Origin of the sequence: Rhodococcus sp. ZPP, from assembly GCF_017656075.1 — a bacterium.
Lineage (GTDB): Bacteria > Actinomycetota > Actinomycetes > Mycobacteriales > Mycobacteriaceae > Rhodococcus_F > Rhodococcus_F oxybenzonivorans.
On the sequence record NZ_CP058640.1, the window covers coordinates 1 to 18,559 of the forward strand.

Annotated in this window: 14 protein-coding genes and 3 pseudogenes; 3 read left to right on the top strand and 14 right to left on the bottom strand. The window is 63.7% G+C overall.

The window, feature by feature from the left end; translation table 11 throughout:
• Positions 1-215: 215 nt before the first annotated feature.
• The 12 genes and pseudogenes from HYG77_RS35580 to HYG77_RS35630 form a co-directional block, all read right to left on the bottom strand.
• A pseudogene (locus HYG77_RS35580) lies at positions 216-992 on the bottom strand (DUF4192 family protein).
• Positions 993-1,414: 422 nt separating this feature from the next.
• Positions 1,415-2,389 (bottom strand): DUF4192 family protein, encoded by a 975-nt coding sequence (locus tag HYG77_RS35585; protein ID WP_208964306.1) that lies wholly within the window; start codon positions 2,387-2,389, stop codon positions 1,415-1,417.
• 223 nt (positions 2,390-2,612) lie between these two features.
• Positions 2,613-2,960, bottom strand: a complete 348-nt coding sequence (locus HYG77_RS40250) for a hypothetical protein (protein ID WP_244461540.1) — start codon at positions 2,958-2,960, stop codon at positions 2,613-2,615.
• Complete coding sequence (locus HYG77_RS40815) at positions 2,957-3,091, bottom strand: hypothetical protein (protein ID WP_280123340.1); 135 nt, start codon at positions 3,089-3,091, stop codon at positions 2,957-2,959. Before HYG77_RS40815 ends, HYG77_RS40250 begins: the two co-directional genes overlap by 4 nt.
• A gap of 11 nt (positions 3,092-3,102) precedes the next feature.
• Positions 3,103-4,029 (bottom strand): DUF3560 domain-containing protein, encoded by a 927-nt coding sequence (locus HYG77_RS35595; protein WP_244461541.1) that lies wholly within the window; start codon positions 4,027-4,029, stop codon positions 3,103-3,105.
• A gap of 181 nt (positions 4,030-4,210) precedes the next feature.
• Positions 4,211-4,807 (bottom strand): hypothetical protein, encoded by a 597-nt coding sequence (locus HYG77_RS35600; protein WP_208964307.1) that lies wholly within the window; start codon positions 4,805-4,807, stop codon positions 4,211-4,213.
• The gene (locus tag HYG77_RS35605; RefSeq protein WP_208964308.1) at positions 4,777-4,938 is read right to left on the bottom strand and encodes a hypothetical protein; all 162 of its coding nucleotides are present in this window, start codon (positions 4,936-4,938) and stop codon (positions 4,777-4,779) included. The genes HYG77_RS35600 and HYG77_RS35605 overlap by 31 nt, the downstream gene beginning before the upstream one ends.
• On the bottom strand, positions 4,935-5,567 hold the full coding sequence (locus HYG77_RS35610; protein WP_208964309.1) for a hypothetical protein: 633 nt from the start codon (positions 5,565-5,567) through the stop codon (positions 4,935-4,937). Before HYG77_RS35610 ends, HYG77_RS35605 begins: the two co-directional genes overlap by 4 nt.
• Positions 5,568-5,570: 3 nt before the next feature.
• Entirely contained in the window at positions 5,571-6,302 is a 732-nt protein-coding gene (locus HYG77_RS35615; RefSeq protein ID WP_208964438.1) for a terminal protein, read from the bottom strand.
• Positions 6,302-11,680 carry a telomere-binding protein gene (locus HYG77_RS35620; RefSeq protein WP_208964310.1) on the bottom strand — a complete coding sequence of 1,793 codons (5,379 nt, stop codon included), beginning with the start codon at positions 11,678-11,680 and terminating at the stop codon, positions 6,302-6,304. Before HYG77_RS35620 ends, HYG77_RS35615 begins: the two co-directional genes overlap by 1 nt.
• A 192-nt stretch (positions 11,681-11,872) precedes the next feature.
• Complete coding sequence (locus tag HYG77_RS35625) at positions 11,873-12,130, bottom strand: hypothetical protein (protein WP_208964311.1); 258 nt, start codon at positions 12,128-12,130, stop codon at positions 11,873-11,875.
• Positions 12,131-12,641: 511 nt separating this feature from the next.
• Positions 12,642-12,791: pseudogene (locus HYG77_RS35630) on the bottom strand (ATP-binding protein); the annotation flags it as partial.
• 138 nt (positions 12,792-12,929) lie between these two features.
• Here HYG77_RS35630 and HYG77_RS35635 point away from each other — a divergent pair.
• The 3 genes from HYG77_RS35635 to HYG77_RS35645 all read left to right on the top strand — a co-directional run bounded on the left by HYG77_RS35635 (position 12,930) and on the right by HYG77_RS35645 (position 15,957).
• Positions 12,930-13,991 (top strand): tyrosine-type recombinase/integrase, encoded by a 1,062-nt coding sequence (locus tag HYG77_RS35635; RefSeq protein ID WP_244461542.1) that lies wholly within the window; start codon positions 12,930-12,932, stop codon positions 13,989-13,991.
• Positions 13,988-14,305, top strand: coding sequence for a helix-turn-helix transcriptional regulator (locus HYG77_RS35640; protein ID WP_208964313.1), 318 nt, complete (start codon positions 13,988-13,990; stop codon positions 14,303-14,305). The genes HYG77_RS35635 and HYG77_RS35640 overlap by 4 nt, the downstream gene beginning before the upstream one ends.
• 485 nt (positions 14,306-14,790) lie before the next feature.
• Positions 14,791-15,957 (top strand): site-specific integrase, encoded by a 1,167-nt coding sequence (locus HYG77_RS35645; protein ID WP_307807147.1) that lies wholly within the window; start codon positions 14,791-14,793, stop codon positions 15,955-15,957.
• A gap of 46 nt (positions 15,958-16,003) precedes the next feature.
• On the opposite strand, the pseudogene HYG77_RS35650 reads toward HYG77_RS35645, so the two are convergent.
• Together HYG77_RS35650 and istA are read right to left on the bottom strand one after the other, a co-directional pair.
• Positions 16,004-16,632: pseudogene (locus tag HYG77_RS35650) on the bottom strand (ATP-binding protein); the annotation flags it as partial.
• The gene (gene istA / locus HYG77_RS35655) at positions 16,629-18,125 is read right to left on the bottom strand and encodes an IS21 family transposase (protein WP_348273607.1); all 1,497 of its coding nucleotides are present in this window, start codon (positions 18,123-18,125) and stop codon (positions 16,629-16,631) included. The gene istA and the pseudogene HYG77_RS35650, both read right to left, overlap by 4 nt.
• Positions 18,126-18,559: the final 434 nt, after the last annotated feature.

The following is an 18,559-nucleotide window of genomic DNA, read 5'->3' on the forward strand; positions in this document are numbered from 1 at the left end:
GGCTGCGCCCGGGGGCCTGAACCGACTGGGCGGCAAGCCGCCCAATAACGGAATTGACCCACGCGCTGCGCGCTGGGTCACGGGTTAGGTTGCCGCATAACGGAATCCGGAACAAGAAAAATGATCACTTCGGAAGTGCTCGTTACCAACGAGATTGGTTGAATCCAGCGGTGCGGAACCGTCCCGTTCGATCACCGCACCGCAGGATTCGTTACCTACTGGTCCTGATGGGCGCGTACCGCCGCAGCACGCACCTGCTCCCACAGTGCCGGGTTCATCCCGTGGTTGAGCACCTGTTCGAACAGCTTCCCGAAGGAGTGCGCGGGATTGAGCGCACGGCCCACGTTCACCGCCTCACGTGCCAGCGCGGCGTGACGGCTCATCCAATGAAACACTCCGGCAAGAATGATCACCGCACCGGCGAGATCGTGGGGCAATATCGCCCCGACCTGGCGCATTACCTAGGCGGCGGCATCGGCATTGTGTGCGTCGATCCGGGCGAACAGCAGATCGCGCACCGGCACATCGTGCATCGCGGCCGCGATCATCGCGGCGTGCTCGTCCGTGACGCTGATGCCCCGATCCCCCGCTCCCGCGGTTCCACCCACGTACGGTGCCAACGCGAAATCGTAGGCACGGTCGGCGGCGTTCTGCGGGTCCCTAGCGGCCAGAATCACGCGCTCGCGCCCGAAACCAGCGGCCACCATGGCGGCGCGGTCTGGGCCATGCTGGGCCGGTGCGAAACTCGCTCGCATCTCGGCGCGGGTCATGAGCGTGGTGGAGCCGACCACGAGTGCCTCGGTGATGATCGGGTGCGCCGCCAGATCGACCGGGATGCCCGGCTGCCCGACCAAGGACCCGGCCCCGTGCCACTGACGCACCAGCCCATCGGTAAACACGAACACCGGGGTCACCGCATCGGGGCGAAGCCGCTCGAGGATCGCGCCCACCACATCACCCCGCTCGGCAGGGCCGAACACCACCGCCAGCATCGACTGGCTCTCCTCCAACGGTGCGGCGCTCTTGAGTGCGTCCAAGATGCGCCCCGACTCCCGTCGGCATCGTCACCCAACTGGACCAGCATCACCGCCGCCGGGTGGCGGTCAAGGCTCATCACCGCCACCTCGTCGACCGGAAGATGACCGCCCAACGCGACCGCACCGGCAACAACATCGGACGGCGAAGACATACGAAAAACACTCACAGCAAACCCCTTTGGGTCGGGTGGGTGAGTTGGTCAGACTCACCCGTGGATTGGACTTCCGAACACCTCAGAACCTAGCCGAGGCATCCGACAAAAACCCGCATTGAACTGCGCCTATGTCCCCGGCACACCCGGTGCCGGGGACATAGGCGCACACAGCTGTGAGCGGTTGCCGGTCGGGCGCCGGCCACCGCCCACAACAACACTGGACTACTGGTCGGCGACACCCTTGGCCACACGTACGGCCGCGCACAACTGGTCCCACATCGACGGGTTCAATCCGGCGTCGAGTATCTGCTCCATCACCTGACCGAAGGGGTGATCCGGGAACGCCGCGAGTCCGGCAGAGATCGCCTCCCTGGCCGCTACTGCGTCCCGACCGACCCAGAAGCTGGCCCCGGCCAAGATCAGCGGGGCAGCCGCCGGATACCGCATTGTCACGGCCGCAACCTGCCGCCACATCTCGCCCAGTGCCCGGCCATGCTCGACAGTGATGCCCGACAGCAGCGCATCCCGCACCGGCGTATGCCAGGCCGCCGCCACCAACCGCGCCGCGTGCTCATCGCTGACGCACACCCCACGAGTCTCGTACTCCTCGAGATATCGGGCGATGACATCACGGGAGAGCTCCTCCGCCGCCCTGAACGCGTCCTCACGGCCCAGTCGGGTCACTTCCGCCGTGGCGGCCTCGGTGACCGCCTGTGCTCGCTCCTCGCCGAGCTGAGCCGGTGCAAATCCTGCATGGATCTCCCCACGCGTCTGCAGCCGTACCTTGCCCTCCGTCAAGGCCAGCGTCACGACCGGATGCGACGCCAGGTCGCCGGATTCCCACTTCCCCGGCAGCGGATGGAACTGCCGAGCCTGGCCCCGGAAGTAGGCGAAGACGTGAAACGCCCGATCGGGCGCAGCCTCGCGCAGCGCCTGCACCACCAGCTCGGCGTGGGCCGGTGAGCCGAACACCACCACCAGCAGCGACTCGATGTCACCGACACGCTCGCGTGCGACCTCGACCCACTCCTCACGATCGGCCTCCGAAACAACCTCGGGAAGCTGGGCAAGCAACACCGTCCCGAACGCCTTCTCATCGAGCGGAGCCGCCACAACCTCCGACGTAGGCAAGTGCCCCGCCAGACTCACCGCCAACGCGGCCGCATCCACTGCCGAACTGATACGAATCGGTTCCATCACACAAACCTCTTTGGGTCGGTGGGTGAGTTGGTCAGACTCACCCGCTGAAATTTGGACTTATTGCACCTCGAAAACTAGCCGAACCCTCCGGCAAAAACATCCCCGGAACAGCGAAAACGTCCCCGGCGCACCCGGTGCCGGGGACGCCGGCAGATACTGACTCGGCGGCGCCCAGCGGCCGGCCGCGGCTACAGGCTGGACACCATCGAGTCACGCTCAATCAGGCTGTGCAGCTGAGCTTTTTCCAGTGCGGCATGCGCGTGAGCCGAGAAGTGCTCGCGCGCGCCCGATTGATCCACTCCGATTGCGCGTCCGGCGCCAGCGCTGACCAGTCCCGCCCGGTCAGCGTCGAGCAGTCCAGCGCCGCGACCGTCTCGATCGGCACCAGAAGGCGCCATGCCGCCAGACGGAAGACATCGGCGAACTGAGTGTTCACCGGAGGCCACTCCGAACCAGGCAAGCACTCCATAAAGACCTGTGCCGAGGCATCTTCCACCCGCCGCGAAACCGGGTAGTGCCGTGAGCACCGAAACTCGCCACTGTGGATCTCGGATCGGAACTGATTCATGACCGGACTTCCTCCATGTCGACAGAGGTCTCCGCCGGCTCTTTCTGAGCCTCGGCGCGGATATGGCCGCTGAGCTCGTGATACGCGACCTTGTCCGTCCAGCCCCCACCCACGATCGAAGGGATGCTCACGGTCTTCCTGTTCACACGAACGACCCTGTACCACTGGCCGCGACGCTGAACCTGATCACCCTTCGCGATGTCTTCGGGCCCGTAGTTCGTCGCTTGCCCCGATGCGATCTGCTCCGCGCGAACTCCCTCCCAATACGAGATCTGATCTGCGCGTTCCTCCATCCCAATACGAGATCTGATCTGCGCGTTCCTCCATCCCAATACGAGATCTGATCTGCGCGTTCCTCCATCCGAGCAATAACCGATTCCCGGTAAGCACCCTCGACGGGCCCAATCTTCTCGACCTGCTTGACTCCCCGCACGACGAACAGTGTCCGTTCGTGCCCGTCCACAAGCCGCTGATCTGCACGCTGGCTCGCCTGCGGCGAGTCGATACGGTTCTTGACCGTCTCCGGGTTGTACCGAGCCGACGTCGTCACCGCCGCCGACTCAGCCCGCCGCCGAGCCTCCTTCGCATCCTCCTCGGCAGCCACAGCCTGCCCGAGCTTGCGATGCGCGGTCTCGATAGCCCTCCGGTGTCGCCTCTCCGAATGATGCCCCACGTGAATCGGCTCGCCACCCTCCGGAAGCGCATCGTGTGCGCGCCGGTCAGCCTCCCACGCTTGGTTGGCCTGATCGGCTCGTCGCTGCGCCTTGTCTTCGAGTGCCGCGACGCGGCCGGCCTGACGCTCAATCCGATCGGCCTCGACCTCGGCAGTTGGCCGCGCCGTGGCATCAATCTCAATCTGAACCTTGAACCCAGCACCGCGCAACGCCGCCGCAGTGCTCTCGATCAAGTGCAACTTCGGCGTCCGATCCCGGCTCCCGCGGATACCCCAGGTCCCAAGCGAACGAAACCACCGCCACCCCAGTGCTTTCAACGCCTCGTTCGTACCATCGCCGCGCGACGTCCCCTCTACCAAGGTCCCTTCGGCCGCACTATGTGAAATCGTCAGCATGTTAGAACAACTCCCAAAACAAGGGGGCAGATGGTCAGTCCGCCCTTCAACAGGACAACACCGAATCTACCCCCGCACACCGTCAAAAACAGCCCCTGAACAGTGAAAACGTCCCCGGCACACCCGGTGTCGGGACGTTTGTGTCTAACGGCTGACTGACGTTGCAACCGACTGACTATCCTCAGCGTTGAGATCGGCGTTTCCGCGGTCCGGATCCGCCCAGGGACTGCTTCCGGACGCTGTCGAGTGTCGCCCACAGCGCTTCGTTGTCCAGATCGCTTCGGTGCTTCTCGATGGCAGACACGAGCTGGTCGATCACTGCCCTAGCCGGCGGATTGAACGTCATTGCTGCCGCACCCGCCCAGGCGAGCGGTTCGTCCTCGCGCTTCAGGATCCGATCGAGCGCACCCTCACACCGGTCGAAGAACTTCTCGGTGCGCTTAGTCTGATTGTGATCCTGATCGTTGGTTTCGAGCGCTCCCTCAGCAAGATCGAGAAATCCATTGATGATCCCCGTCGCGCGATCACGCAGCACCGGGTCGAACCCGAGAGAGGACCAGAATCCGTTCCACCGCGTGCGGTAACTGGGGTCCGAACTGAGCGGCACAAGGTGATCGCGTATCAGCCGGCCGAGGGTGTCCTCGTCCAGCTCACGCAGCTGACGCGCCAAGAGTGCTGGCTTCGATGCCTCGGGCAACGGCTGCGGATCTTTCACGCGCAACCATGGGCGCGGCCCCACCGAATCGATCACGGCAGTGAGCGGCCCGACGATGACCACGAAAGGTCGACCTTACGACGGTGCGCCCCCTCGGCGTTGTCATCGAGCACGAACTCCGAAAGCAGCGCCTTGGCTCGTTTCTCGACAGAGCTAGCTTCGTCGTCCATGTTCATCCCCTTCTCGTTTGTCATCTCAACTCCTTCGACACAGCTAACACCGACAGATCGACTGCCGGCGCGTCGTTCGACCACACATGTGTACGACCAACTGGAAGCAACTCCGGTAGCGGGTGCAACCTCCACGGCTCGATCTCATCGAGCACTTCCTGAGCAAGCACGACACCATGGAAACGCGTCGGCACCGTCGTGACATCGACAATGGAGCCGCGGCGTCGGAACTCACTCATCGAGCGGGCCGAACCATTGCTGATCACAATCTGCTTCCAGGGCTTGCCAGTGATGTCAAGAATCGCCACGACGTGTGGCTCGAGCCAACCCCGCTCACGCCAAACAGGCAAAATTCCTTTGTCCTTCGGGAGAGCAATCTGGGCGATCGCCTCGCGGGCGTAGTCGGCCTGCTGCCGGCCCCGCAACTCAGACTCGGCGGCCGGCAGACGCAGCTGCTCGAGTCGACGATGTGGGACGGCCGCCAACTGTCGGTTGGAGCCGGCCAACCATCGTCTAACGGTGCGCGCCGAGACATGCATAGCGTCCGCGACAACCTGCACGTCAACACTTCCACGCGCAGTTTCGCCGTAACAGGTCCGGAGCATCGCCTCGAGACGTTTGCGCGTCCAGCGAGGCCCTCGATGGACGACCACAACTTACCGTTCCACGTCGAAGCTGTTAATTTGAAAGAACTCCCACCCACCGACGTAGTCCTGCGCTCGCGTGTTCATCCAGTCGGTCATTCCCTTGTCGCCACCGCGTTCATACGCACTCCACATCGCCTCGACCTGGTCAGGCGTCAACACCAAGGTGATCAACCGATCCCGGGCATACTCCCGCGGTCCCGGACCCTGAACAGCATCGATCCTGATCTTGCCGCCGTATTTGGCCAACGCCTTACCTTGCTTGCTGCTTCGCATAGTCGACATCGCCGCGCGACGTGCGCTCTGCGTAGATGCCGCTCGTTTGGCCTTGTGGGCTAGGGCTTTGAGGGTCTCAGCTCGTGGTTTGGCGATTCGCTGCCGACCTTCCGGGGCCAACCAGCGTTCCACGGTGCGTCGAGAGACCCCAAGATCGCGTGCTGCGGCGGCAGTGTTGATCTCGCTCCGTTTGCCGGGCCCGTAAGCGGCAAGCAGCTGAGCCTTGAGGTTGGCGGATCCAGGTCGACCGGAAGTGTCAGCGCCTCGGCGTCCAGTCAGCTTGCCGAAGAATTCCGATTGCATCTTTCCGCGCTCAGCGCGCAGCACTTCACGCACCACTGTCTGGGTAACACGAAGTTCCTTGGCGGCTCTTACGACATTGATCCGGTTGTCCACCACAGAGCCGTAGTCCGCCAGACTGTCGGCGATCCGCGAATAGGCAGTACGGCTGAGGGGCTTCCGCGCCATCACGAGTCACTTCCCCCGCTGATACCGGCGGACATCCACTCAGCCGGTGCGATCAGATCCGACTTGCCCCGGTAGCCCTTGCCGTCCAGGTACTGCTGATGTTCAGCGAGGAGTGCGGATCCTTCCGGCTTGTACTGGCCGAAACCACGTCCGAATTGCTTCGGTCCTCCAGGCCACGCCAGCTGGGGATCGGATTCATCCGACACGTAGAGCACGGTGTCCTTGGTAACTGCGACGGGCCATTGTCCGGTGTCTTCGCCGATCTGAGCAATCCGGTACATGATGTTGGCCCGCGACTTGGCGACGATGTGGTGGTGACGCTCCGGTGAATATCCTGGGCGTCCTGCCAAGTGCAAATCGGAATTGAGAATGCCGATCGTATGCGTATAGATGACCTTGTTCTGTTCGCGAGCCAACTGCGCGTCGAGATCGTCCTTGACATCCAAAGCGGTGCGCGCATCCCGGATCCGTTCGTACCACGGGACGAGGACCCGTCCGTGATCAGGCCAGACGTAGGCCTCCAGAATCTCTGGTTCGTACCCGAGGCTGCTGGCGCGTTCGAGGGTGGGTGTAGTCACCCACTTCGGCTCAGAAATTGACAAGCCCATCGGGTTGAGCGGATTCGGGAGCCGCCAGTCCGCGCACTCGGGGATCTCCACGAGCCAGTACCCGGGGAGCTTGCGATCGAACGGTAGTCCATTCGAATGATGCACAGGTTCGCCGATCGGAAGTTCGAGACCGGCAATGCCTGCCGCGTACGAACCGCCGCGATCGAAGGCATGGACGTAACGGCACTTCGCCTCGTCGTCAGACAAGGTCCGTGACCAGTTGATATCCGCTTCGAAGATCTGGAACTTCTTGGCGAACTCGGCATCGGAGGATGCGAATACGCGCTTCCACTCCTTCGGCCGGGCAGCAATCATCAGGTCGATGCCCGTCGATGCCGGGCTCACAGCCCAGGGGAAACGCAGAGCACCTGCAAGCAGTGACAGGCGCCGCGCCAGAGCGGCGGGTGCCGGCGAGTCACCAAGAATGGGCATCTCCTTGGGGTCCTGGCTCATGCCGGAGACCAGTGCCACCCAGACACCACGGGTCTCGCCCTTCCACACGCGGGTCCAAGTGCCGAGCCGGTCCCCCTCCTTGCCGCCGAGCTGCCAGCCCTCGGAGAGAGCCTTTGTGACGAACGGAGATTGTGCGGTCAGTTCCTTGAGCCGGTCGTTTCGATTGCGCTTGCCCAAACTGCTGGTGTCGATTCCCACGTGCTGCGCCATCGCATCGGTGATCCAGATCTGCCCAGGCACCGACCATTTGTCGGACGTCCACGTGCCGAGGTTCAACGTCGCTACGAGCTCCGCGACATCGCCGACATGGGTGATCTGCGAGGCAAGGTCGTGACGGGTGCCGTCGGGAAGCCATGCACCATCGACATCGAGTACTGCCGCGGGTGCGGCGAAGGTGGTCGGTGCTTCTCCTGCTGCAGGATTCGGCGCCGGGGTTCTCGTGGTCGGCTGCTGCGTGGTCTCCACCGTCGTGACGATGGACGGCGTTGCGGCAGCAGTCTCAGCAGACGTCATTTCGACGGGATCCGCCACTGGCTCGTCCACCACCATTGGCGAAACCTGTCCGACTGTGTCGCCGGTTGCTGCAGCTGCCGATCGGGTGGCGGCGGTGCTTTGCCACCAGCAGGGAAGGTGCATCACCAAGCCGTCGATCTGCCATCCGGCATCCTCGCCGCCACACAGTGCGCAGGAGGAAACCGGTGAAATCTGCACTCCATCAGCGGAAAGCCCCTCGGCATCGGTCTCTATAGCCATCTCAGGCTCCTGTTCGGAATGAGAGCTGGTCAGGCTCATGACTTCGATGGACGATTCACCCGAAGCTGCCCCGGACCCTGGACTGTTCGAATCGGCAAGCCAACCATCGAAGAGAGCCGGGCCATCGAGGACCTCAGGCGTGGAAGGGTTGCTCGAATCGCCGCCGGGTGTCGGGGCACTCGATCCTGCATCGCTGGTTACCTGCTCTTCCGGACCATCGCTACCGAGCAACTTGTGCAGCCGCAGTGCAACCATCCGCTGCCTGCGGTTTTCACACTTGACCATCCGCTGCACCGTGTACCGCGGCATTCTGCCTTTCCGTTCCTCCGCGATCAGCACGCCCTCGTCATAGAGAGCTCTCAAGGCGGTGCCGCGATCGATTTGCAAGGTATCGGTCATCGTCTGACCAGTGGCTTTCAACACCTGTTCGAGGGCCATCGGGTCCAACAAGACCTGTGGTTGACCATCGCACGGCCGCGGGTTGGCCACGACATATCCCAATCGAACGCCACGACCTTCCGCACGCCATCGAGGGGTGCCATCGGATGTTTCACCCACCACACTGCGCCGCCATCCAAGACATGCAGCCATCGACCAATCCGCTGGCGCTTGTCCGGTGTCGACGTCCTCCACGTAGGCGTGACCATTTCTCAGTGCGTGTACCAACAACTCCCGTACTCGCGCACCGGTCCGCATCGGCAGATCCGGGTCGGTGGCCGCAGCAGCGGCATCAGACAAGCCCATCGTGACCAGGTCTCCGACCTGCGCGACTTCGTTCTCCGTCAACGCCCCCACATCAACAAGGAAACGAGACATCGCATGCCAGCCCGCCCACAGAGACCCCAAAGCGTCTGCCTGCCGAACACTTTCACCACTCGTGCGCAGACGCTCGCTATACCGCTCACCTTCGGCAAACGCCCCAGCCCGGACATCTTCCAACCTAGGGCATAACCATTGCAGGTACGTGGCCATCAACAAGGCACGGCCATGACGGGAATGCGCAGTATCGAGTTCCTTCAGAACATCCAGTTCAATTTCCCGCGCCTGCAGCGGCACCACGAGCATCCGCTGAGCTGCAGATCCTGGCCGCGGCATGATCTCGGAGGTAACTAACGCCGACGCGCGTGGCGGGGTTCCGTCCAGAACTCCGAGACCATCACGTGTGCTTCTCGAGCGTTGCTCGCCGTTATGCACCAACCGAGCGAACTCTTCGAGCGCCTTCTGCGCAGTCCCGAAATCTCGAGTTGGTGCGACATCGTCCGCCCAGTACAGAGCATCTTTTGCGGCGTTAAGCTTGATGCGCAACGCATTCAATGTGTCGCCGTTGCCCGACATCGATGTCGCCGGTCGCCGGCGATCCCATTTCTCTCCCCAGTGGTGCATCGCCAGCGACGCGAGTGAGGTCTTGTAGCTGCCAGGCGATCCGACCAACGTAAGAACCCACGGGTTCGGACCCAATGCGGACCTGAATACATGCCCAAGCAGAGCGGCTGAAACCCGCGTCGGGGTGCGTTCGAGCATCGAGCCGGAATGACGAAGAAATGCTTCTCGGATCCTTACCGGGTCGGGCGTGGGTGCGGGAAGGTCATACATCTTCAGGGGGCCTGTCAGCAGAACAGGAGCGACCCGTCCGCCGTTCTCGTCGATGGCTCCCCCAGCATGAACGAAGAACCACTTGCCCTGCTCATCGCGGCGCCACCCTGTAGATCGGTACCGCACAACCCGTCGGATTTCCCGCCCACCTGCGCCCTTGAGTGCATCTCGCAGCTTCGCCACTCCACTGGGGCGAGAGTCGTAGGCAGGCGGACCCGGCAAAGTATCGACCCAGCCGCAATCCCGATACTCCTTCGCCGGGATCCGAATCCGCAGAAACTCCCGGCTCTCCGGATGGGTATAACCGACAACCACAGCGGTGAGTTCTTGAGGTGCGGCGGGGTTGATCTCACTCTGACCGGCCATCGCTGCTCGACCCATCAGGTCCGGCTCGTCGACGTCAATACCCGCGTCGGCAACTTCGAGATACTCCATCTCAACGATCCGCGCATCGAGGTCCAGTACGAGTTTCGCCTGTTGATCACCGCTCTTGGTCGTGACGATTTCGACCAAGTTCCCGTCAATGATCCGATACACCGGAGCAATAACATTGCGCCCACGGATCGTGTTCAGCGGCGTAGCCAGGCTTTCCGGGCCAGACCGGACGGCCTGTGAATCAACTGGGCTGAGCGAGTCCTGAACCGCACCCGGTACGGGCTCAAGCTCGGGATCTTGCAGAATCGGCGGAATAGGAACTCGCGCGACATCGTGTGCCGCTCGCGCTGCAACACGCGCAGCACGCCATGCGGTCATGGCATTCTCGACCGCTTCTCCCGCCCAATCGGTGCCTTCAACCGCGGCATGCTGTCGAACTTTGTCCAGAAGTTCAGTCAGATCTTCGAACCGGCGCTCCGATTCGAGCGCCCAACGTTGTGCGCGTCGGAACTCTTCGTCTCCGTCCCGCCCATCTGCACGATCAGCTCTGGCGGTCGCCTCTGCCAGCGCAAGTTCGATTAGTGCTTGCTTCTCGATTACGTCGGCAGCAAAGCCGTGGGCAGCGACCTCCCCAGGCCGAACAGGGATGAGACCACCCCACGTCGAGTCGGTCAACCAATGGCCGTCATCGACGTGGTCAGTGAAATCAGATTTAGGTTCCGCCGGTGCGGACAGCAAGAGCTGGACCTGGGCACCACTGCCACCCAACAGAGATGCGAGTTCGATACCCCGCTTCCATCCGACGGAGTCGCGATCAAGCACGACGCGAACCTCAGCGCCTTCGAAAAGGTCAGCACACGAGAGAGGGAAGTTCAGTCCGCCTTGAGCGTTGGTCGTGGCAACCAGTCCAAGCGACTCGGCTGTCTCGACATCCTTTTCCCCCTCGAGTAACCACACAGGCGAATGGCTCGAGATTGCCGACAGTAGTTCCGGTAGTCGATACAAGACCGGTTCAAAACCCTCAGGCTTACGTTTGAGCCGGGTCCCTGCGGCATCCACGAAAACCTGCCGGAACTGCTTGTGCCGGCCAGCTTCACAGCTCGTGCATTCCTCCCGGATCACTTCCTGCACCAAGTCACGGTCGGCTGATACGTACGGGTAGACCTTGACCTGATCCCACCGGTGTTGCGCGTCCGGTTTTACCTCTGGAAACGCGATTCGGGCGGGTAGCCGACCGCCTTTTGGCCTACGCCGCCCAGCACCACGTCGGTGCGGAGATCGGCCTACGCGTGTGAGCGCGTCACGACCGAACAGCGGTTCGTCGAAGAGATCGGTCATCGACAATCCCAGGCCGTCGGCGATCTCTGAGACGGGAGCTTCACAGCCATGGCAGTGGAGCAGCACCATTCCTCCCCGATGCCCATCGACCCAAGTCACGGACATCGACGCGTTACGGTCGCCATGTATCGGGCACCGCGCCATCAGTTGGGTAGAGCCGCGTTCGTTCACCCCGCCATTGCGTTCGGCAGCAGCACGAACCCGGTCGAATGACGACATCCGACCGTTCTCGTTGGCCCCAGCAGTGATAGCAGTCACGAAGCCGCCTCAGACACACGCACCAGGAGATCTGGCAAGCGCGGTGCGGCCCGGGTTAGTATGGGCACAGGTCCCCTCCAGGACTCGTATTTATGAACCAGGTCCCCTCCAGGACTTCAGTTCGTAATCAACGGATCGAAGGACCCCCGCAGGCCGCCAAGCAGTGGGGGTCTTTCGCTATCTACGGCCAGGTCATGCCGAGATTGAAAATTCGCTATCGGACGAATCGCAGACCGCATAGCGCTCGTCGTGGGCCCGTAATTTGTCCGGGTCCAACTTCTTGAGGATGTAGTCCGGGACATCCAGGTTGTACGCACGGGCCATGACGAGCAGGGCGTAGTCGCCGAGCTCAAGTCCGAGCTCTTCGGCGCGTGCTTCGTAGAAACTGTGCTGTTGAAGGGGTGCACGAACTGATATGCACTTGCGCGTTCCCTTATGTGGCCGTCCCATGCGATGAGCCTAAACAGAAACTGCTTCGGAAACGTTGAAGGACGTGTTGTCGGTGTGTCGCCGTTCATCGTGCATCCCCTCACCTTCACCAAAAATCCGCTTCTGGTTAGAGGAAGATCCTTCGACCCAACGCTGTGTGACAGATGGGAAACAAGATCTTCGTCGCCGCATCATGCCGCGGAGCATGGACTGTTTCACCAAACTCGCCCGACCGCGGTTTCAGATGAACAACTACCCCTACGTGTGACCTGCGGGGCCAATCGGTGGGGAGTGGGGGGAGTGGGAAGAAATGCCTGATCAAACGGTAAAAACCACTCCCCACTACGGTGGGGAGTGGGGTGGGGAGTGGGGTGGGGAGTGGGTTCAAAGACACCCGAAGTGCCTTCGCGTGTCAACGGACACGAGGAAGCCCGGGCCGGCGGACATGAGATTTCCGGATCTGTGGACATCAAAAGTCCGGATGTGGAGTCGTTGAAGGCCGGTGGCGGCTGGTGCCGTTGGTCCGGCGTCGTTAGTCGAGTGGGAGCACTCCTTTGCCGGCGAGGGCGTCGGCGAGGCGGTGTGAATCGCCCTTGGTCACGATGACGTGGGCGTGGTGCAGCAGACGATCGACGGTGGCGGTGGCCAGGGTCTTCGGCATGATTGTGTCGAATCCATCTGGGGCTCGCATATGTTCGTTTCAGCGGAAAGATGCTGCTAGCTGGTCTAATCAGTGCCCTGCGTGTCGCACCCCTTTTTAAAGTGTTACCGGTATATGTTAGGCATCGCCTGAATCATTCAAGTGTGAAGAAGGTGTGCTGTGGTGGACGGGCTGCAACTGATTCCCGGTGGTGCTGCGCCGGTCGATCCGGTGACCTCGGATCCGTTCGCCTTTCAGCGTGAGTGCGTGGACGCGTTCGTCGCGTCGTGGCGGGCGCGAGGCTTCAGCCCGGTGACGATCGACAACGACATCGGCCTGCTGGAGCGGGCGTTGGCGGCGCTGGGGCGCCCGGCGTGGGAGGTCACCGCGGAGGACATCGATCGGGTGGTCGGTGATCTCGCGGCGGCGGGTCGAGCCTCGGCGACCCGTCGGGAGTACGTTCAGATCTTCAAGGGATTCCACCGGTTCTTGCAGGTCCGAAAGGCAGCCGAGATCGAGGCCGGGTTCGGGGTGCGGCTGGTGTGCCCGGTCGACGAGTTCAACGCCTCCCGTCATGTGGGTGACGACTCCCCAGCTCTGCTGCCTCCACCGACCCCGCAACGGGTGGACGAGTTCTTCGACTTCATGAAGTCCCGGATCGCCAATGCCCGCAAGTACGCGCCGGCTGCCCGCGATTACGCATTGTTCCGGACGCTCTATCACGCCGGGTTGCGGTCGGAAGAGGCTGCACTGCTGGAGATTCCGGACCTGCATTTCGGGCGCGGCCCGTTCGGCAAGCTGCACGTGCGATTCGGCAAGGGCGCCCACACGTCCGGTCCCAGACCGCGGTGGGTACCGATGCTCGACGGACTGGACCTGGTGTTGCGGTGGTTCCTCGCGGATGTGCGGCCCAGGTTTCCGGACTCACAGGTGTTGTTCGCCGACGAGTCCGGCGGCGCGCTGCATCGCGGGACGATCCGAAACAGGTTGCGTTACCTGATGGACCTGGAGGGCAGACCCCTCACCGACCGGTTCAGCCCGCATGCGATGCGCCGAGCCTGCGCGACCCACAACTACGAGCGCGGCGTGGATCTGGTTGCGATCCAACAACTGCTCGGTCACTGGACGGTGGGTTCGACGATGCGGTACGTGCGGCCGTCGGCCACGTTCATCGAGGATGCCTATCGACGTGCGGTCACCTCGACGCTGGCCGAATTGAGCGGAGAGGACGGTCAAGAATGAAAATCCGATGGCGCCTGCGCATGGCCGCGGCCCAGCGCGAGATCTGGACGGGAGCCGACCTGCGCCGGCTACTTGCCGAGAAGGCCGGCCTGGAAATGTCGGCGGCATCGGTGTCGGCACTGTTGACCAAGGAACCCAGTCAGATCAAACTCTCCACCCTGATCGCTCTGTGCACGGCATTGCAATGCACGCCCGACGACCTGTTCGAGATCGATACCGCCCCGGTCGAGCAGTCCCCAGCCCCGCCCGTGCCGGCCCCGCAGGCGAAAACGCAGTCCGTCAATTCCCGCGGCCGGTCCATGCCGCCGATGTGACCTGAACCGTCCGGAATGGGTTGTGAAAGATGGGGAAACGGCAACGCGACTGCGTCGACTGCGGCGCCCCAGTGGGGATCATCGGACGAGACCGGTGCTGCTTGTGCATCCGGCGGATACGAGAACACTCGGCCCGGCAACCATGCCCGGACTGCGGCCGCGATCGTGTGCTGGTGCCGACCACAGGCCGATGCGTGCTGTGCAAGCGGCGTTGCACCGAGTGCGGCCACACGGTCCGCAGCGCCGATGCCCGGCTATGCAAGACCTGCCGCCGCAGAGCCGACCTACGCGCCCGGCAGAACCCGTGTCCGCGGTGCGGGAAGCCCGGCTATCTACGGGAATCAACCGGATGGTGTGGCTCATGTTCACGGGAGGGCCCACCGAAGGACCCGCCCAGAATCTGCATGAGCTGCGGGGAACTGCGTCGGCATCAGGCCCATGGTCTGTGCTCGCGGTGCTGGCAACGTCACCCCGACCGCCCCTTCGTGCAAGGCCAGACCCTCGCCGCTCGACTGAGCGAAACACCATCCTGGCTACCAGATTTCGTCGCCCATCTCGCAGGACGATACTACCCCGGCCGCGCCTGTAATGCGATCACCGCCCTCGGCCGACTACTCGAGGACAACGAGCCCAACCATCCTCAAACCGTGCTCGAACGCTCCCGTCAGCCGGGCAGGTCGATGGGCTCGCTGGCACGGGCATTGGAGAACTATTTCACCGAGCACGGCCTGGCAATGCCGACCGATCAGCCCGAACGACTCGCCGCAGGTCGCCGGCAACGCCGCATCGATGCGATCCCCGAGCCCCTCCGTCCCGCAGTCGCATCCTTCGCGGACCACTTGCTGCACGCACGTGAACGCGCCCGCAGAGCGGGAACCCGGCCGCGCAGCGACCAGACGATAGAGGCCGCGTTGGCAACAATGCGCGATCTCGCCAACTTTCTCTATTCCACACGTGACAAACAAGATTGGTCCACTATCGATGTCAACGACATCGAAGCATTCCTCAGCACGCTCGTCAGGGCCCGCAAAAGGCGACTGACCGTACTACGTCAGTTCTTCCGATTCGCCCGGTCTCGTCGAGTGCTCCTCATCGACCCCAGCAGCGACTTGTCCGCCAGAGAGTCCCAAGCATTTCGCGGCCGCACCCTGACTCGCGCCCAGCAACGCGCCTTGTTCCGCAGGTGGACCACCGACCCGACCGTCCACCCGCACGAAGCATTGGTCGGGATGCTCGCGCTCCTGCACGGCGCGTCCAGCCGCGAGACCCGGCTACTGCGCTGCAGCGCCATCGCCTCACAGCACCACACCCTGCGGCTGGGCGATCGGCCGCACCCGGTGCCGCTGGACCCGGCCACCTGGGCAGTCCTCGCCCGATGCCTCGCTCACCGCGACAGACTACGAACGACCAACCCCCACGTGATCGTCACCAAGGGCACCAAGGCCGGGCGGGCGGCCGCCTCGACCGCATACCTCAGCCACGTCCTCGACGACTGCGGATACGCACCTCGCACCATCCGCAGCACACGCCTGGTCGACCTGGTCAACACCCTCGATCCGAAACTCGTCGCCGCCGCTTTCGGGATGGACCCCCAAGCCGCGCTGATCTACCTCGCAGACCACGTCGACCCCGACCGGCTACCGAACCCGTGACACTTCGGCGCCACCTCGCACTTATTCGCGCGAACAAGTGCGCTTTCGAGGGATGAATATTCGACGTCACAGCGACCGAGCGTCGTTCGTATGCGGCATCGACGATGCGGTAGAACGCCTCGGCGGCGTCCTGCCCGGCGGGCAGCATGCCGATGTCGTCGACCACGACGAGATCGCAGGAGCAGACCTTTGCCACGGTTCGGGCGACCGACCCGTCGGCCTTCGCCTTGTTCACCGTCTGGGTGAGGGTTTCGAGGGTGAACCACTGCACCCGCAGGTCGGCCTCGATCGCGGCGTGCGCGAGCGCTTCGACGAAGTGACTCTTGCCCGTTCCGGAGGCTCCGGACACGGCCAGGTTCTCCCGGCGGTGCACCCACTCGAGGGTGGTGAGCGCGTTCTGGTGGCCTCGGGAATCGAAGATTCCTCCGGGCGCCACGACGAGAACGTCTTGCCGGTAGGGAATTTCGCGTTCTTGCGGCGCATCCGCCGGGTGGCGGCGTCCCGGCCGACGACTTCCTCCTGCAGCAGTACCCGCACCACCTCGGCCGGGTCCCAGCGTTGGGCCCTGGCGGTCGCGAGTACGTCGGGGGCGGCCTTGCGCAGATACGGCAGCCGCATGCGGGTGCAGATCTTGGCGAGCTCGTCCGGGAGGGGCGGCGCCGAGTTGCTGTTCATGCGCCCACCCGGCCCCATCCGGCGGTGCCGGGTTGCGTGGAGTGGGTTTCGTCGACCACCACCACAGGTCCGGGTTGTTCGGCGGCGAGGTGGTCGAGGATCGAGGCGAGGTCCCCGTCGCCGAACCGGCCCGCCGCCGCGGCCACGGCCAATGCCTGATCGACCCGTCCGGCGTCGAGGATGTGGGCGAATTCGACTGCCCTGGCCATCTTGTGGCGGATCCGGACGACACTGCCCGCGGCGGCGTCGGTCAGCCAGCGGTGTGCGCCCTCGCCGAGGGCGAGGAAGTCGATCTCGGCCGCGGTGCGCGGGCGGGGTTTGGGCAGGCGCAGCACCGATCCGTCGTCGGGGTGATGCGGATAATGCGCGGCGACGATCCTCGGGTTCCCCGGGGTGGACAGTCGGTGGCGGGCGATCTCCGCGACACCGGTTCCGGTGCGGGCGACGATCACCAATTCGTCGCCGGTGACCCGGCACCACGCCTTCGTCCCTTGGTGTCCGTCCGGGGTCGAGTACCGCACGTTGCCCCAGCTGACGGTCTGGTCGAACCCGACGAGGCGCTCCTCGCCGAGGGCGAGCAGATGCGGGTCCTCGGGCAGTACGTGCAGTCGGCCGAGTTCGGTGGCCAACCGCTCGGCCGGGGCCGCTCCGACCGCGCGGTGCGGGCGGGCGTTGACCTTCTCGCACCACCGCTCACATGCGTCGAGGAGCTCGGCGAAACTCGGGTATTCCTCGAGCAGGTTCGCCTTGGTCGGGACGAGATCGGCCTTCGCGATCTTGACCGTGTGCTCGGCGCCGCCCTTCGCTTCCGGGTCGAACGGTTCACAGGTGTGCACGACGCAGCCGTAATGTATTCCTGCGGAGACGATGTCGGGGTGGCGGACGGGGATGCCGGCGATCCGGTCCATCGTGACTGTTCGGGGATTGTCGGTCAGCAGATACGTCGGTGCCCCACCGATGCGGCGCAGTGTGGTGTCCAGGCAGGCGATCAACGTCGGGAGCTGCTGGTCCCACGCCGGCACCACCACCCGGAATCTCGACCACGACAACCATGCGCAGAACAGTTGGGTTCGCCGGCCACCGACCCGTGGGCCCTCACCCCAATCGAACTGCAGCCACATGCCCGGCTCCGGGATCCAGGGCCGATACTTTCGGCGGTGCCCGGCCCGGTAGGTCGCCTTGAGCTCGGCGACCGCGCGGCGGGTGGTGCGGTCGGTGCCGTCGAAGCCCATCGCGGTGAGCTTGTCGTGCACCACGTCCGCCCTGATCCGACCCTGTGAGGCATCCACCAGCTCCTCGATCTTCCCGAGGAAGGGGTCGATCGAACGTGCACGACGCGCGCGGTCGGCCGGGTCGTGGCCGGTGTCGCGGAGCTCGACATACCGGGCCACCGTCTTCTCATCACACCCGACCAGCTGCGCCGCCGAATGCGCACACTGGGTCAGGTCGTAGGCTTCCAAAATCTCCATCACTTCCCTGGCACACTTGGTCATGGGGTTCCTTCGGTCGGTTGGTTTGCGCGGCAAACCAAGCCAACTCGGGCGAAGGAACCCCGCCCGGTATTTACGCCAGCGTGTCAATCAGCGGTTTTCGTGGCCGCCGACCCGGAATTCTCGTGTCCACTGATCCGGAGAAACCGTGTCCGCCCAACCGGAGCGAACTGACCGCCTACAAGGATTCTGACGTGTCCGTTGGCATTCGCGTGCACCACCGATGCTGTCGGGAATCGACTGAGAGGTAGGGCGGCGAGGTTCTACTCCCCCGTCGCCCTACCCCATCGTCACTAGCGAGACGCCGTCCGAAGATGCAGCGACAAGACACCAGCGAGAAGCCGGCTCCGGGACTTCGACCCGACCACCTTCACCTGCGCGTCAAGCCAGTCCCGCTGAGCCGTCGTGAACCGGAACCACGTCTCAACGGGACCCTT

Coding starts and splice junctions, on each gene's coding strand:
- HYG77_RS35615 (WP_208964438.1), bottom strand. CDS start 6,302: ATGGCGCGGAAGCCCCTCAGCCGTACTGCCTATTCGCGGATCGCCGAC.
- HYG77_RS35605 (WP_208964308.1), bottom strand. CDS start 4,938: ATGACAAACGAGAAGGGGATGAACATGGACGACGAAGCTAGCTCTGTC.
- HYG77_RS35595 (WP_244461541.1), bottom strand. CDS start 4,029: ATGCTGACGATTTCACATAGTGCGGCCGAAGGGACCTTGGTAGAGGGG.
- HYG77_RS35585 (WP_208964306.1), bottom strand. CDS start 2,389: ATGGAACCGATTCGTATCAGTTCGGCAGTGGATGCGGCCGCGTTGGCG.
- HYG77_RS35625 (WP_208964311.1), bottom strand. CDS start 12,130: ATGGGACGGCCACATAAGGGAACGCGCAAGTGCATATCAGTTCGTGCA.
- HYG77_RS35640 (WP_208964313.1), top strand. CDS start 13,988: ATGAAAATCCGATGGCGCCTGCGCATGGCCGCGGCCCAGCGCGAGATC.
- HYG77_RS40250 (WP_244461540.1), bottom strand. CDS start 2,960: ATGAATCAGTTCCGATCCGAGATCCACAGTGGCGAGTTTCGGTGCTCA.
- istA (WP_348273607.1), bottom strand. CDS start 18,125: ATGACCAAGTGTGCCAGGGAAGTGATGGAGATTTTGGAAGCCTACGAC.